Source organism: Rhodoferax sp. GW822-FHT02A01 (genome assembly GCF_038784515.1).
In the GTDB taxonomy this organism is placed as follows: domain Bacteria; phylum Pseudomonadota; class Gammaproteobacteria; order Burkholderiales; family Burkholderiaceae_C; genus Allorhodoferax.
Genome location: NZ_CP152376.1, coordinates 2593607 through 2609155 on the forward strand (window position 1 = coordinate 2593607; position 15549 = coordinate 2609155).

Annotated in this window: 15 protein-coding genes; 13 read left to right on the forward strand and 2 right to left on the reverse strand. The window is 61.9% G+C overall.

Annotation, left to right across the window (positions count from 1 at the left end; all coding sequences use genetic code 11):
- The 5 genes from AAGF34_RS12230 to AAGF34_RS12250 are packed head-to-tail and all read left to right on the forward strand — an operon-like array spanning position 1 to position 4051.
- Positions 1-738: an SURF1 family protein gene (locus AAGF34_RS12230; protein ID WP_342620874.1), complete on the forward strand. Its 738-nt coding sequence runs from the start codon at positions 1-3 to the stop codon at positions 736-738.
- The gene (locus AAGF34_RS12235; RefSeq protein ID WP_342620875.1) at positions 731-1423 is read left to right on the forward strand and encodes a hypothetical protein; all 693 of its coding nucleotides are present in this window, start codon (positions 731-733) and stop codon (positions 1421-1423) included. Before AAGF34_RS12230 ends, AAGF34_RS12235 begins: the two co-directional genes overlap by 8 nt.
- A 5-nt stretch (positions 1424-1428) precedes the next feature.
- Entirely contained in the window at positions 1429-2538 is a 1110-nt protein-coding gene (locus AAGF34_RS12240; RefSeq protein WP_342620876.1) for a COX15/CtaA family protein, read from the forward strand.
- Complete coding sequence (gene cyoE, locus AAGF34_RS12245; RefSeq protein WP_342620877.1) at positions 2535-3431, forward strand: heme o synthase; 897 nt, start codon at positions 2535-2537, stop codon at positions 3429-3431. Before AAGF34_RS12240 ends, cyoE begins: the two co-directional genes overlap by 4 nt.
- A gap of 11 nt (positions 3432-3442) precedes the next feature.
- Positions 3443-4051, forward strand: coding sequence for an SCO family protein (locus AAGF34_RS12250; RefSeq protein ID WP_342620878.1), 609 nt, complete (start codon positions 3443-3445; stop codon positions 4049-4051).
- Between the two features lie 73 nt (positions 4052-4124).
- On the opposite strand, the gene rpoH is transcribed toward AAGF34_RS12250, so the two are convergent.
- Positions 4125-5066: an RNA polymerase sigma factor RpoH gene (rpoH, locus tag AAGF34_RS12255; protein ID WP_342620879.1), complete on the reverse strand. Its 942-nt coding sequence runs from the start codon at positions 5064-5066 to the stop codon at positions 4125-4127.
- Between the two features lie 137 nt (positions 5067-5203).
- On the reverse strand, positions 5204-6220 hold the full coding sequence (locus AAGF34_RS12260; protein ID WP_342620880.1) for a LacI family DNA-binding transcriptional regulator: 1017 nt from the start codon (positions 6218-6220) through the stop codon (positions 5204-5206).
- A gap of 111 nt (positions 6221-6331) precedes the next feature.
- Between AAGF34_RS12260 and AAGF34_RS12265 the strand changes: the two genes are divergently transcribed.
- From AAGF34_RS12265 to AAGF34_RS12300, 8 genes are all read left to right on the forward strand, one after another.
- Positions 6332-7360, forward strand: a complete 1029-nt coding sequence (locus AAGF34_RS12265) for a Gfo/Idh/MocA family oxidoreductase (RefSeq protein ID WP_342620881.1) — start codon at positions 6332-6334, stop codon at positions 7358-7360.
- Between the two features lie 8 nt (positions 7361-7368).
- Positions 7369-8955, forward strand: coding sequence for an acyl CoA:acetate/3-ketoacid CoA transferase (locus AAGF34_RS12270; RefSeq protein ID WP_342620882.1), 1587 nt, complete (start codon positions 7369-7371; stop codon positions 8953-8955).
- A gap of 3 nt (positions 8956-8958) precedes the next feature.
- Positions 8959-9738 (forward strand): enoyl-CoA hydratase/isomerase family protein, encoded by a 780-nt coding sequence (locus tag AAGF34_RS12275; protein WP_342620883.1) that lies wholly within the window; start codon positions 8959-8961, stop codon positions 9736-9738.
- A 31-nt stretch (positions 9739-9769) separates the two neighbouring features.
- On the forward strand, positions 9770-11275 hold the full coding sequence (locus tag AAGF34_RS12280; protein ID WP_342620884.1) for an aldehyde dehydrogenase family protein: 1506 nt from the start codon (positions 9770-9772) through the stop codon (positions 11273-11275).
- A gap of 113 nt (positions 11276-11388) precedes the next feature.
- Positions 11389-12627 (forward strand): ABC transporter substrate-binding protein, encoded by a 1239-nt coding sequence (locus tag AAGF34_RS12285; protein ID WP_342620885.1) that lies wholly within the window; start codon positions 11389-11391, stop codon positions 12625-12627.
- 75 nt (positions 12628-12702) lie between these two features.
- Positions 12703-13569, forward strand: a complete 867-nt coding sequence (locus tag AAGF34_RS12290) for a sugar ABC transporter permease (protein ID WP_342620886.1) — start codon at positions 12703-12705, stop codon at positions 13567-13569.
- Positions 13562-14425, forward strand: coding sequence for a carbohydrate ABC transporter permease (locus AAGF34_RS12295; RefSeq protein WP_342620887.1), 864 nt, complete (start codon positions 13562-13564; stop codon positions 14423-14425). Before AAGF34_RS12290 ends, AAGF34_RS12295 begins: the two co-directional genes overlap by 8 nt.
- Before the next feature lie 3 nt (positions 14426-14428).
- Positions 14429-15544 carry an ABC transporter ATP-binding protein gene (locus AAGF34_RS12300; protein WP_342620888.1) on the forward strand — a complete coding sequence of 372 codons (1116 nt, stop codon included), beginning with the start codon at positions 14429-14431 and terminating at the stop codon, positions 15542-15544.
- Positions 15545-15549 lie beyond the last annotated feature (5 nt).

Below are 15549 nucleotides of genomic sequence, written 5' to 3' on the forward strand. Positions count from 1 at the left end.
GTGAATAGCAGGCTGCGGTTTTTCTGGATCACACTGGCCACCGTTGTCGGCATCGGCGTGACCGGCTCCCTGGGGCGCTGGCAATTGCACAGGGCGGCCGAAAAGGAGGCATTGCAGGCCAGCATGGATGCGCAAGGTGCCAAGCACTACCTGGATACGCCCACACTGCTTGCAAGCCCGGATCCAAGCGTATTGATTCATGAGCACGCGCAGCTGCGCGGGCACTGGATGGCCGATCAGACCGTCTATCTGGACAACCGGCAAATGGATGGCAAGGTGGGCTTTTTCGTCCTCACTCCCTTGATGCTGGACGGTGACAAGCAGGCCATTGTGGTGCAGCGGGGCTGGGCCCCACGCAACTTTGAGCAACGCGACGCCCTGCCAGCGGTGCAAACACCAGCCGGCTGGGTGACGGTGGAAGGGCGGGTTGCCCCGCCCCCCAGCAAGCTATTCGAGCTTGGCAGCCCCGCCACGACCCCGATACGGCAGAATCTGAACATGGAGCAGTACCGGGCACAAACCCGTTTGCCGCTTCTTTCCGTGACATTGGTTCAGACGGGGCCCGGCAGCGAAGGATTGCAACGCGTCTGGCCCGCAGTCAATCTAGGGGTAGAAAAGCATTACGGCTATGCCCTGCAGTGGTTTGGTATGGCCGCCTTGATGGCCTTGCTGTATCTCTGGTTCCAGTTTCTCAAACCTCTTTACTTCCGCTCCAAGGATTCGAAGCCTCATGCATAGTGATAGTCCGCAAGAAGACCAGCCTCTGGGCCTGACCGTGTACTCCATGCCCACACCGTCCGAGATTGCCGCTGATCCAGCTGCGCGTACCCGGGTGGGGCGCTGGAAGATGGCCTTGGTGTTTCTGATCTGTGCCGCACCGGTAGTCGCTTCCTATTTCACCTATTACGTGGTGCGTCCCGACGGCCGTCGCAATTACGGCGAACTGATCGACCCGCAAAGGCCACTGCCTGACGTGATGGGAACCTCACTGGACGGCAAGCCGGTCAATCTGCGCACGCTCAAGGACCAATGGTTGTTGGTCAGCGTGGCAGGCGGCGCGTGCGATGCCGCCTGCACCAACCGCCTGTATTTCCAACGGCAATTGCGCGAAGGTCTGGGCAAGGACAAGGACCGCGTGGACTGGGTCTGGCTGGTGGACGATGAAGCACCGGTTGCAGACACACTGCAGCCCGCCTTGCGCAGCGCCACGGTGATACGCGTCCCCAAGGCCGCCTTGGCGCAATGGTTGGCTCCGCAAGCTGGCGCCCAGCTGGAAGACCATCTTTACGTGGTGGATCCCATGGGCAACTGGATGATGCGCTTCGCCCCTGAAGTGGACCTGAAAACTGCGCCTAAGATCAAGAAGGACCTGGAACGTTTGATGCGCGGTTCCGAAGGTTGGGACAAGGCTGGTCGTCCCTGAATCCCATGGCGGTTCCGCTCTACAACCTTGCGCCGGTATTGCCCATCCTGATCCTGGGTCTGCTACTGGCACTGGCGCCAGTCGCCTGGATTGGTTTGCGTCACCAGCAAGCCGCTCCCCGAGCACGGCTGCGCGCCTTGACCCTGGTGACGCTGTTTCTCACGCTGGATCTGATCCTGTTTGGCGCATTTACCCGACTCACCGACAGCGGGCTGGGTTGTCCCGATTGGCCGGGCTGTTACGGTGAAGCGAGTCCTTTGGCCGCACATGCGCCCATCCATGCTGCACAGACCGAAATGCCCAGCGGGCCGGTCACCGTGTCCAAGGCCTGGGTCGAGATGGTGCACCGCTATCTGGCCACGGCGGTAGGTGCACTCATCACAGTGCTGATGGTCATGTCCTGGATGTCCATCCGACGGGCGAAGCGTCGCATTGCATGGGCAGATTGGTTGCCTACATTCACCTTTGTCTGGGTCTGTGTGCAAGGTGCCTTTGGCGCGCTTACTGTGACCATGAAGCTCTTTCCCGCCATTGTCAGCCTGCATTTGCTGGGAGCCTATTTCCTGTTGGCACTGCTGACGCTGCAAGGCGCGGCCATGTCGACTTCCGGTCCGCGCACCGCACCGTCCGTGGCGCCGCGATGGATCGCGGCAGCACTCGCGCTACTGGTGCTTCAAGCGGCATCAGGCGCCTGGGTCAGCACCAACTATGCCGTGCTGGCCTGCAGCGAGTTTCCACGCTGCCAGGGACAGTGGTGGCCGACCATGGACTTTGCGCGTGGCTTTGAAATCTGGCGCCCGCTGGGCGAAAGCGCCGATGGTACCGTCCTGAGCTTTCAGGCCATGACTGCGATACACGTGGCCCATCGCCTGTTGGCCATGGTCACCGCACTGGCTCTGACCACACTGGCGTGGTGGCTGCGCAAAGACGATCTGTTGCAAAGACCAGCCCGCTGGCTGGGGGCTTTGGTCTTGTTGCAACTGGCCACGGGATTGAGCAATGTGGTGCTGGGCTGGCCCATGGCGGCCGCCATTTTGCATACCGGTGGAGCCGCCGGCATGGTGGCTGCGCTGGTGTGGATGCTTGCGCTGTGCAAGGCAAAGGTGACTGAATGATTGCGAACTTCTACATGATCAATATGACGGTGCTGCGCCAGTTCCATGCGCTGACCAAACCCCGCGTGATTCAGCTCATTGTGTTTTGCGCGCTCATCGGCATGGTGCTGGCTGTTCCTGGTGTTCCCAGTGCAGCACAGGTCGGCGTGGCGGCAATGGCTTGTCTGGGAATCTATCTGGTGGCGGGAGCTGCTGCCGCCTTCAACTGCATCGTGGAAAAAGGAATCGATGCCAAGATGAAACGCACCTCCTGGCGGCCCACGGCGCGCGGGCAGTTGAGTGACACGCAAACATTGGTGTTCTCCGCCATCCTGTGCATCGCGGGTTCAACGTTGTTGTACTTATGGGTGAACCCGCTGACCATGTGGCTGACCTTTGCCACCTTTGTCGGGTACGCGGTCGTCTACACCGTCATTCTCAAGCCGCTGACGCCGCAGAACATCGTGATCGGCGGCGCTTCTGGTGCCATGCCGCCGGTGCTGGGTTGGGCTGCCATGACGGGTGACGTAGGGCCCGAAGCCATCATCCTGTTTCTCATCATCTTTTTGTGGACGCCACCGCATTTCTGGGCCCTGGCGCTGTACCGCGTGGAAGACTATCGCAAGTCCGGATTGCCCATGCTGCCGGTCACACACGGCAGCGAATTCACCCGCTTGCACATCCTGCTTTACACCTTTGTGTTGTTTGCGGCCTGTCTGCTCCCATTTGTCTACGGCATGAGCTCCTGGCTGTACTTGGCCGTGGCCGTGGCGTTGAGCGTGGGCTTTTGCTGGTATGGCTGGAAGTTGCTGCGCAATTATTCGGATGAGCTGGCGCGCAAGACCTTCCGTTTTTCCCTGATCCACCTGAGCGCCCTGTTCGCGGCGCTACTATTGGACCACTATCTGCTTTGATTGACGGCTCTATGACCCATATACGCCAAACCCTGCAGCGCCTGGCCGCTGCAACCCTTCTTGCTACCAGCGTGCTGCTGGGGGGCTGCTTCGAGTCCAAACCTTCCTTCTCCGCGGTGGATGTCACCGGCGCCGATTACGCCAAAGCTTTCGAGTTGAACGACCACAACGGCAAGTTGCGCCACCTGACGGACTTCAGCGGCAAGGTGGTGGTGATGTTCTTTGGCTATACCCAATGTCCCGACGTGTGCCCCACCACCATGGCCGACATGGCCGAGGTCAAAAAGGCGCTGGGCGCCGATGGCGACAAGCTGCAGGTGCTGTTTGTGTCGGTTGATCCCGAACGCGATACCCCGGAACTGCTCAAAGCCTACATGGAAAACTTTGATCCGACCTTCCTGGCTCTCTACGCGCCGCCCCAGAAGCTGGAGCAAGTAGCCAAGGACTTCAAGGTGTACTACAAGAAGGTGGAAGGCAAGACGCCCACCAGCTACAGCATGGACCACTCGGCTGGCAGCTACATTTACGACCCCAAAGGGCAACTGCGTTTATTCTCTCGCTACGGCAGCCCCAAGGATGCGGTGATCAAGGACATCCAGACCCTGCTCAAAGGCGCGTAAACGCGCAGGGCATGAACAAAAAAAGCCCCCGCAGTTCAGGGCTGCGGGGGCTTTGTTTTATGTTGCTAGGTGATCAGGCGTAGGCGGCCAGCGCCGTCTTCATCTTCTTCATGGCCGCAACCTCGATCTGGCGAATGCGCTCGGCACTGACACCGTATTCGGCGGCCAGGTCGTGCAGTGTCATACCGCCGGAGTTGTCGTCATTGACCTTGAGCCAGCGCTCTTCCACGATGCGGCGGCTGCGTGCATCCAGGCTGCTGAGTGCCGTGGCAATGCCGTCGGTTGCCAGAATGTCGCGCTGACGCGCTTCGATCATGGCCACCGGCTCGTGGTTGGTGTCGGTCAGGTAAGCGATCGGGCCAAAGGCGTCTTCACCGTCGTCAGACGGGCTGGGGTCCAGCAACACGTCACCGCCGGAAAGCCGCGTTTCCATCTCGATCACTTCTTCCGGCTTGACGTTGAGCTCGCGCGCCATCGCGTCGATCTGCTCGGGGTTCAGTGTGTCGCGATGGGTGCCCAGGTCGGCCGCAGCGTCGTCGCTCTTGAAACGTTGCTTCATGGAGCGCAGATTGAAAAACAGCTTACGCTGGGCCTTGGTGGTGGCTACCTTGACCATGCGCCAGTTTTTCAGGATGTATTCGTGAATTTCGGCCTTGATCCAGTGCATGGCATAGCTCACCAAGCGCACGCCTTGATCGGGGTCAAAACGCTTGACCGCCTTCATCAGGCCCACATTGCCTTCCTGGATCAGGTCGCCGTGGGGCAGTCCGTAGCCCAGGTACTGACGGGATACGGAAACCACCAGACGCAGGTGCGAGAGCACCAGTTTTCCGGCGGCTTCGAGATCGTTGTCCTGCTTGAACTTGCGTGCGTATTCCTGCTCTTCTTCCAGAGTGAGCATAGGCAGGCGGTTGGCCGCAGAGATATAGGCATCCAGATTGCCCAACGGCGGCACCAGCGACCAGGGATTGGCCACCGAAAGTGCGTTGGTTGGGACGGTCAGGGAAGCAGTCATGGCAGAACTCCTTGTGTTCACGGCATGATATTAGCACTCCTGTATAGAGAGTGCTAATTGTTCGTGTCAATGGTGTAAAGCGACTGGGGCTATCGCCCAAATGGTCCGCTTTGGGCCGCTGGACCACACCCCTTTGTTCAGCCGGTCTGGCGAATCACCAGCTCCGGAGCCGAGGTGTAGATCATGCGCTTGGCATTCGGATTCTGAATACGCTGCAGCAGGATGGCGGCGGCCTGTTCGCCCAGCTCGCTGGGACGTATGTCCACCGTGCTCAAGGGGGGATTGGAGTGGGCGGAGTCGAGCACGTTGTCGAAGCCGAACAGGGCGATATCGGAGCCGGCCCGCAGTCCTTTTTCGCCTAGTGCCGACAAAGCGCCAAAGGCCACGATGTCGTTGTAGCCCACCGCTGCGGTAACGGGTGGGGTGACGGCCAGCAAGGCGTTCATGGCCTGGTGGCCGCCCTCCCGGTTGGGGTTGGCATGGATGACCAACTCCTCTTTGAATTCCATGCCATGGGCCTGTAGCGCCTGCTTGTAGCCGGACAGTCGCTGCGTAAACACCACGCCGTTCTGGCCACCCAGAAAGCCGATGCGTTTGTGCCCGGCCTCGATCAGGTGGGTGGTGGCCAGGTAGACGCCGCGCTCGCTGTCCCCGCCGGCAAAGTCGTAGCTTCCAGGCCCCAGATTGCGCACAAACACGGTCAGCGGGATGCCCCAGCTCTGGACGGTTTTCAGAATGGAGCGCGGCGTGTTGAGTGCCGGACACAGCATGATCCCGGCGGCATGCTGCTCACGCATGGATTGCAGCACTTTGTCCTGCAGCACAACGTCTTCCCGCGTATGCGCCATGAGAACCACATAACCGGCTTCCACCAGCTTGCGTTCTATGCCCACCAGGATCTCGGCAAAGAAGGGGTTCATCAGATCATTGATGACCACGCCAATGGCGTTGGACGCGTTGCCGCGCAGTTCCCCGGCGCGCCGGTTGTAAACGTAGCCCAGCCTCTGTGCCGCCTCCTTGACACGGTCTGCCGTCTCACCCTTGATCAGAGGGCTGCCCTTGAGCACCAGGGAGACGGTGGACTTGGAAACATTGGCTTCGGCAGCCACATCGACGATGGTGATGGTGCGCGTGCTCGGTGGTCTGGTAGCCATGGCGGATTGGTGTTTTCCCTAGGTTCTTGAATTAACACTTGTCAAATGCTTTGGAACGTTCCAATAATTCATCTGTTGCAACGTTCCAATAAGCATACGGCAAAAAGCAAAATGAACCAACAAGTAGCTACTACCGGCTGGGGCCTCATGGGCGCAAGCACCATCGCCCGCCAGTACATGGTCGATGCCATCCGTGCCCAAAGTGGTCACACCGTTCAGGCGGTGATGAGCAGCCAGCAGGCGCGCGCCGAACAGTTTGCGCACGACCTGGGCATACCGCGCGCCTACAGTTCCTTGGACGCATTGCTGGCCGACCCGGACGTACATGCGGTCTACATCAGCACTACCAACGAGCTGCACCGCGACCAGGTTCTGGCCGCAGCGGCGGCAGGCAAACACGTGTTGTGTGAAAAGCCTCTGGCGCTGAGCACGGAAGATGCACTGATCATGGTGCGGGCCTGCCAGCAGGCGGGCGTCGTGATGGCCACCAACCACCACCTGCGCAACGCCGCCACCCACCGCAAGATGCGTGAGCTGATCCGCCAAGGCGCCATTGGCCAGCTTCTGTTCGCGCGCGTGTTCCACGCGGTGTATCTGCCGCCGCACCTGCAGGGATGGCGTCTGGACAAGCCCCAGGCAGGTGGTGGTGTCATTCTGGACATCACGGTGCATGACATCGATACCCTGCGTTTCACACTGGACAGCGAGCTGGTGGAGGTCGTGGGCATGTCCCAGTCCGCCGCCATGGCCAAACAGGGACTGGAAGACGGTGCCATGGCCGTGCTGCGCTTTGCCAACGGCGTGCTGGCGCAGGTACACGACGCGTTCACCGTCAAGCACGCTGGCACTGGTGTGGAATACCACGGCGAAGCAGGGTCGCTCATAGGACGCAATGTCATGACCCAGCAACCCGTGGGCGAAGTCATCCTGCGCAATGCCGAGGGCGAACAGGTCATCGCCATCGACCACCAAAGCCTGTATGCACGTGGTGTGGCGGCTTTCTGCGAAGCCATGTTGGGCCGCGGCGCGCCTGCGGCCACGGCGCTGGATGGCGTCAAGTCGCTGGCGGGCGCGCTCGCCGTGCTCGACGCCTGCAAGACCGGCAGCCGCCAGAGCGTCCTCCCTCTCACGATCGAATGAACACAGCCATGAGAAACAAAGTCATCTCCGCGCGTCAGGCTGCCGCCCTGATACATGACAACGATGTGGTCAGCATCAGCTCCAGTAGTGGCCTGGGCTGCCCGGATCGGGTCCTCCAGGGCATTGGCGAGCGTTTTGACGAAGAGGGCGCGCCGCGCAATATCACCACGCTCAACCCGATTGCTGCGGGCGACATGTACGGCATCAAGGGCATAGACCACATTGCAAAACCCGGTCTGCTCAGCCGCATCCTGGCCGGTTCCTACCCCAGCGGACCGTCTTCGCTGCCCATGCCCGCCATCTGGAAAATGATTGTCGACAACCAGATCGCGGCCTACAACATCCCCAGCGGCATCCTGTTTGACATGCACCGCGACGCCGCCGCGCGTCGTCCGGGCGTGCTCACGCAGGTGGGCGTGGGTACCTTTGTGGACCCGGCCCAGCAAGGCTGCGCCATGAACGAGAAGGCCGCCGCGAGCCCGGTGGTACGCAGGGAACACTTCGATGGTCAGGATTGGCTCTACTTCCCGGCCATCGTCCCGCGCGTCGCCATCATCCGCGCCACCACGGCCGATGAAAAAGGCAACCTCACCTACGAGCACGAAGGCGCGCTGCTGGGCGGCCTGGATCAGGCGCTGGCTGCCCGCAACAACGGCGGCGTCGTGATCGCCCAGGTCAAGCGCGTAGTCAAGGAAGGCAGCCTGCGTCCGCACGACGTGCATGTTCCCTGCAATCTGGTGGACTACATCGTGGTGGACCCCGATCAGTGGCAGACCACGCAGACGGTGTACGACCCCGCCATCAGCGGCGAAATACTGCAGCCGCTGAGTACCTTCGAGATTCAGCCCTTCAGCGCCGAGAAAGTCATCGCACGCCGCGCCGCGCTGGAACTCCGGGACGGCACCGCCGTGAACCTGGGCTTTGGCATCTCCGCCAACGTGCCGCGCATCCTGCTGGAGGAGGGCCTGCACGGCGCCGTGACCTGGGCCATCGAGCAGGGCGCCGTGGGCGGCATGCCGCTGCTGGGCTTTGCCTTTGGCTGCGCCTCCAATGCGGATGCCATCATGGCCTCCAGCAACCAGTTCACCTACTTCCAGGGCGCAGGCTTTGACACCACCTTGCTGTCCTTTTTGCAGGTGGATGAAAACGGCAGCGTCAATGTCTCCAAGCTGGGCGCCAAACCCTATCTCACGGCAGGTTGCGGTGGTTTTGTGGACATCACGGCACACGCCCGCAACATCGTGTTCTCGGGCTTCTTTACCGCGGGCGCCCAACTGGAAGTAGGCAGCGGCAAGCTGACCATTCTCAAAGAGGGCAAGACGCGCAAGTTCGTGCGCAAGGGCGAGCACATCACCTTCAGCGGTGTGGTGGGGCGCCAGCGCCTTCAGCATGTCACCTATGTCACCGAGCGCTGCGTCATCCGCCTGGAAGAAGACGGGCTGACGGTGACCGAAATCGCGCCGGGCGTGGACCTGCAGCGCGACGTGCTGGACCAGTCCGAGGTCGCACTGCGCGTGAGCCCTGCGCTGAAAGTGATGGATGCGGCCCTCTTCACCGATGCCCCCATGGGCCTGCAACTCCAACCCGGGAAGTAACGCATGACACACACCTGGACTTTGCTGGAGCGCGTCGGCGCGGTGGCCATCGTCACCCTGAACCGCGAACCCAAGCTCAACACCCTGACCCCGGACATGCTGGATGAACTGGAAGCGCATGCGCGGGCCATTGATGCGGACCGCGACATCCGCGTGGTCATCCTCACTGGCGCCGGTAGCCGTGCCTTTTGCGTGGGTGCCGACATCACGCAATGGGCCGCGCTGGAACCGCTGGACATGTGGCGCCAGTGGGTCAAGCGCGGGCACCAGGTGTTCGACCAGTGGGCTCGGCTGCGCCAGCCGGTCATTGCCGCCATCAACGGCCACGCCTTTGGCGGCGGACTGGAGTTGGCCATCAGTGCCGACATCCGCGTCGCCACGACCGGCGCCCAATATGCGCTACCCGAGGCATCCATCGCCACCTGCCCGGGCTGGTCCGGCTCGCAGCGCATGGTGCGCCTCATAGGTGGCAGCCACACCAAGTACCTGGCCCTCAGCGGCCAGCGCCTGTCGGCCGGCCAGGCCCTGCAGGCCGGGCTGGTGCACGAAGTGGTGGAGGCCGACGCGCTCATGGCGCGCGCGCAGGCGCTGGCCGCCGACATGGCCACCAAGGCCCCCATTTCGCTGCAACTGACCAAACAACTGGTCAACGCCGCCACCGGCGAAGACCGGGACGCCGTGCTCGAAGCCATGGCCGGCGCGCTGGCCGCCAGCACCGAGGATGCCAAGGAAGGCATCCGCAGCTTCACCGAAAAACGCAAGGCCGCCTACGCCGGCCGCTGATCCGCCAATCACCGCAACAGGAAATAGCACCATGTCCACCCCCCTTACCGCAAATACCCTGACCGATCGCCCCGTGTTCCAGGGCAAGCTGCTGATCGACGGCCAATGGTCTGACGCCGCTGATGGCAGCACCCTGGAACGCAAGTCCCCCGCGCACGACCAGTTGGTCGCCGTCTATGCCCAGGCCGGTGTGGCCGACGCAGAGCGCGCCATTGCTGCCGCGCGCAAGGCGTTTGACCACGGCACCTGGCCGCGCATGAAGGGCGCCGAGCGCGCCCGCATCCTGCGCCGGGTAGCCGACCTGATCCTGGAGCGCAAGCACGCCCTGGCCGAAATGGAAACGCTGGAAAACGGCAAACCCCTGGCCCAGGCTCTGGCCGAGATCGAAGGGTCTGCCGACCTGTGGCAATACGCTGCCACGCTGGCGCGCAATCTGCACGGCGACAGCTACAACACCCTGGGCGAGAACACCCTGGGTGTGGTGCTGCGCGACCCCATCGGGGTGGTGAGTGTGATCACGCCCTGGAACTTTCCGTTCCTCATCGTCAGCCAGAAGCTGCCGTTTGCCCTGGCCGCCGGTTGTACCGCGGTGGTGAAACCGGCCGAAGTGACTTCCGGGACCACGGTGATGCTGGGCCAGATCCTGCTCGACGCTGGTGTGCCCGCAGGCGCGGTGAACATCCTGGTGGGCCGTGGCAGCGTGGTGGGTGACGTGATGGTCACGCACCCGGATGTGGACATGCTGTCGTTCACCGGCTCTACCGCCGTGGGCAAGGCGGCCGTGGCCAAGTCGGCGGCCACACTCAAGAAGGTGTCGATGGAGCTGGGTGGCAAGAACCCGCAGATCATCTTTGCCGACTGCGATTGGGACGCCGCAGTGGATGCCGCCGTGTACGGCATCTACTTCAACGCCGGTCAATGCTGCAACAGCGGCAGCCGCATCCTGGTGCAGGAATCCATCGCCAAGGACTTCAGCGCCGCCGTCATCGAGCGCTCCCGCCACGTCAAGGTCGGTGACCCGCTCATCAGCGGCGTGCAGGTCGGTGCCATCACCACCGAAAAGCAGATGGAGACCATCCTGCACCACGTCGCAGCGGCCCAGTCCGCCGGCGCCAACGTGGCGCTGGGCGGCGCGCGCATACAGGGTCGTGGCATGTTCATCGAGCCCACGGTCGTCACCGGTGTGACCTCTGGCATGGCCATTGCCAGGGAAGAGGTGTTCGGCCCGGTGCTGGCGGTGCTCACCTTCAAGGATCTGGACGAAGCCGTGGCGCTGGCCAACAGCACCCTCTACGGTCTGTCGGCCGCGGTGTGGAGCCAGGATTTCAGCACCTGCATGACTGCGGCCCGGCGCATCAAGGCCGGAACCATCTGGGTCAACACCTTTCTGGAAGGCCATGCCGAGCTGCCGTTCGGCGGTTACCGCGAGAGCGGCATAGGCCGTGAGCTGGGCCGCTTTGCGACCGAGGACTACACCGAGACCAAGACCCTTCAAATGCATCTGGGTGCGCGTACCGACTGGTACGTGCCGCGCTGATGCAACCGGATTCACCCGGACCCGCAGGGGCCCAGGTGGGTAACGCCACGATGTGGCAACTCAGCGTGCGCTTCAGTGGCGTCGCACATTCAAAAACTGACAGGAGATATCGCATGAAAAAGCAAGTATTGGGTATGTTGATTGCCGCAGCATTTGCGGCACCGGTGATGGCCGAGGAGTCTGTGGAAGTCCTGCACTGGTGGACTTCGGGCGGTGAGGCCGCAGCGTTGGGTGTGCTCAAGAGCAACCTGGAGAAGCAAGGCGTGAAGTGGAACGACATGCCGGTGGCCGGTGGCGGTGGCGAGCAGGCCATGACTGCAGTGCGCGCCCGCGTGACCGCCGGCAACCCGCCCACTGCCGTGCAGATGCTGGGCTTTGACATCCAGGACTGGGCCAAGCAGGGCGTGCTGTCCGACTTGAATGCGATCGCAGCCAAGGAGGGCTGGGACAAGACGGTTCCGCAGGCGCTGCAACGCTTCTCCAAGTACAACGGCAAGTGGGTGGCCGCTCCTGTCAACGTGCACTCCACCAACTGGGTCTGGGCCAACAAGGAAGTGCTGGCCAAGGCGGGTGTGACCGCCGAGCCCAAGACCTGGGAGGAGTTCATTGCAGCGCTGGACAAGGTGCAGAAGGCCGGTTTCATCGGTCTGGCCCATGGCGGCCAGCCCTGGCAGGAAGCCACTGTGTTTGACGGCGTGGTGCTGGCCACCGGTGGTTTGGACTTCTACAAGAAGGCCTTCATTGATCTGGACTCCAAGGCCCTGAATTCCGACACCATGGTCAAGTCCTTCGACCGCATGACGCAGCTGCGCAAATACGTGGACAAGGATTTCTCGGGGCGTGACTGGAACGTCGCCAGTGGCATGGTGATCAGCGGCAAGGCTGGTTTCCAGATGATGGGCGACTGGGCCAAGGGCGAGTTTGTGGGCGCCAAGAAAGTGGCCATGAAAGACTTTACCTGCTTCCGTACACCGGGCACCCAAGGCATAGTCTCCTTCAATGCCGACCAGTTTGCCCTCTTCAAGGTGGGTGCTGACAAGGTCTCTGCGCAGAACAAGCTGGCCACCGCCATCCTGGAGCCGGGCTTCCAGTCCGCCTTCAACGTGGTCAAGGGTTCGGCCCCGGCACGCACCGATGTGCCCGACACCGCCTTTGATGCCTGCGGCAAGAAGGCCATCAAGGATCTGGCAGAAGCCAACAAGTCCGACCACCTGGTGGGCTCCATGGCACACGGCCACGCTGTTCCCGCGTCCATCAAGAACGCGTTCTACGACGTGATCACACGCCAGTTCAACGGCCAGATCGACTCCAAGAAGGCTGCTGCCGAAATGGCATCGGCTGCCAAGAACTAAGCCGCACGGTTGCCGCGCACGGGTGGGGCTGCGGCCCTGCCCGGCGCTGGTCTGCAAACACATGGAGATATTCAAATGAAAGCTGGTTGGCTACCCAAGCTGCTGATCACGCCCAGCGCCTTTCTGGTGCTGGTGTGCGTCTACGGTTACATCATGTTCACGGTGTACCTGTCGTTCACGCCATCGACCATATTGCCCGTGCTGGAGTGGAACGGAACGGCTGCCTACACGCGGCTCTTCGGGCTGGAAAACTGGAGCGTGGCGCTGGGCAACCTGTGGATCTTCGCCAGCCTGTACATCCTGATTGCCATGGCACTGGGCCTGAGCCTGGCCATCCTGATCGATCAGAAGATACGCGCCGAGAGTGCCTTCCGGTCCATCTTTCTCTACCCCATGGCGCTGTCCTTCATCGTGACCGGCACCGCCTGGAAGTGGCTGCTGGACCCCGGTGTGGGGCTGGAGCACACACTGCACACCTTGGGATTCGCCAACTTCTCTTTCGGCTGGATCAAGGACTCCGATATGGCCATCTACTGCGTGGTGATTGCCGCTGTCTGGCAGACCACAGGCTTTGTCATGGCCATGTTTTTGGCTGGCTTGCGCGGCGTGGACAGCGAGCAGGTCAATGCCGCGCGTCTGGACGGCGCCAAGGCCTGGCAGATCTACCACCGCATCATCATTCCGCAACTCGGGCCGGTGTTCATCTCGGCCTTCGTGATCCTGGCGCACATGGCCATCAAGTCCTACGACCTGGTCATCGCGCTGACCAACGGCGGGCCCGGTCGTTCCACCTGGTTGCCCTCGGTCTTCATGTACCAATACACCTTCACCCGCAACGAGATGGCGGTGGGCGCTGCCAGCTCGGTGCTCATGCTGTTGGGCATTGCCGTGGTGGTGCTGCCTTACCTCTACAGCGAACTGCGAAAGGTCCACCATGGATAAGACGCTTTTTCAGCAGGTCGCACGCGCCGCGCTGTACCTGGTCCTGGCCATCACCGCGTTTGCCTTCATCATGCCGGTGTATGTGATGGTGGTGAACTCGCTCAAGCCACTCGACGAAATCCGCAGTGGCGACCTGATGGCGCTGCCCGTGCAGTGGACGGTGGAGCCCTGGCTCATGGCCTGGAGCAAGTCGCAGATCGGGGTGCAGGCCACGGGCCTCAAGCCCTACTTCATCAACTCCTTCCTGCTGGTGATCCCGGCCGTGGTCATCTCAACGCTGATCGGCGCGCTCAATGGCTACATCTTGACGCAGTTCCGCTTCAAGTTTGCCGACGCGCTGTTTGCGGCCATGCTGTTCTCGGTGTTCATTCCGTTCCAGATCGTGCTCATTCCCATGGCCAAGACGCTGGGCATGCTGGGCCTGGCCGGTACCGTGAAGGGGCTGATCTTCGTCAACGTGGTCTATGGCATCGGCTTTACCACGCTGTTCTTCCGCAACTACTACGCGGCCTTTCCGCATGAGCTGATCCGCTCGGCCCGCATGGATGGCGCCGGCTTCTTTGGTGTGCTGCACCGCATCCTGCTGCCCAACAGCGCGCCCATCATTGTGGTCACCGTGATCTGGCAGTTCACCAACATCTGGAACGAGTTCCTGTTTGGCGCGTCCTTCAGCGACTTCACGTCCTTCCCGTTGACCGTGGCACTCAACAACCTGGTGAGCAGTTCCACTGGCGTCAAGGAATACAACGTGCATTTCGCTGGCGCCTTCATCGCGGCCATACCTACCCTGGTGGTGTATCTGGTCTCTGGTAAATATTTTGTTCGCGGCCTGATGGCCGGTTCCGTCAAGGGGTAACACATGGCTTCACTCGATCTGGTCAGCATCCAAAAAAGCTTCGGACCGGTCCACATTCTTCACGACGTGTCGATCTCGCTGCAGGACGGTGAGTTCCTGGTGCTGGTCGGCCCCAGCGGCTGCGGCAAGAGCACGCTGATGAACATCATTGCCGGGCTGGAAGAGCCCACCGGCGGACTGCTCAAGCTGGCCGGCAAGGACATCACCCACGTGGCCCCGGCTGAGCGCGACATCTCCATGGTGTTCCAGTCCTATGCGCTGTACCCCAACATGACCGTGGCGCAGAACATCCAGTTCCCGCTGGAGATGCGCAAGGTCGACAAGTCGGTGCGTGCCGAGCGGGTCCAGAGCGTGGCCCGGCTGCTGCAGATCGAGCATCTGCTGGAGCGCAAGCCGCGCCAGCTCTCGGGCGGTCAGCGCCAGCGTGTGGCCATCGGGCGTGCACTGGCGCGCGAGCCCAAGCTCTACTTGTTTGACGAGCCGCTGTCCAACCTGGATGCGCAACTGCGGCTGGACATGCGCACCGAAATCAAGAAGCTGCACCAGCGACTGAAGTCCACCATCGTCTACGTCACGCATGACCAGATCGAGGCCATGACGCTGGCCACCCGCATCGCCGTGATGAAGGGCGGCGTGGTGCAGCAATTGGGCACACCCCACGAGGTTTACAACCGCCCGGCCAATACCTTTGTCGCAGGCTTTATGGGCTCGCCGCGCATGAACCTGGCCAAGGCGCGCGTGGCAGAGCAGGCCGGCGTCGTCGCGCTGGAGTTCCAGACGGGCGACGCGCAGAAGATCAGTCTGCCCCTGTCCGAGCAGTTCTCCTATCTGCGCCCCTACCTGGGCCAGGACGTGATTGCCGGCATACGCCCCGAGACCATCAACCTGCCCACGCCGCACCTGGTCCACAAGGAACTGCAGCGTGCCTTTACCGCAAAGATCGAAGTGACAGAACCGACCGGCGCGGAGACACTGGCGCTGTTGAACTTCGGCGGACATGAGTTCACAGCCACCCTGGACCCGGACGTTGCCCTGGGCATAGGCAAGGAGACCCAGTTCACCGTGGACCTGACCAAGCTGGTGTGCTTTGACGCCAAGTCCGAAACACTGATTGCCTGAAAGAC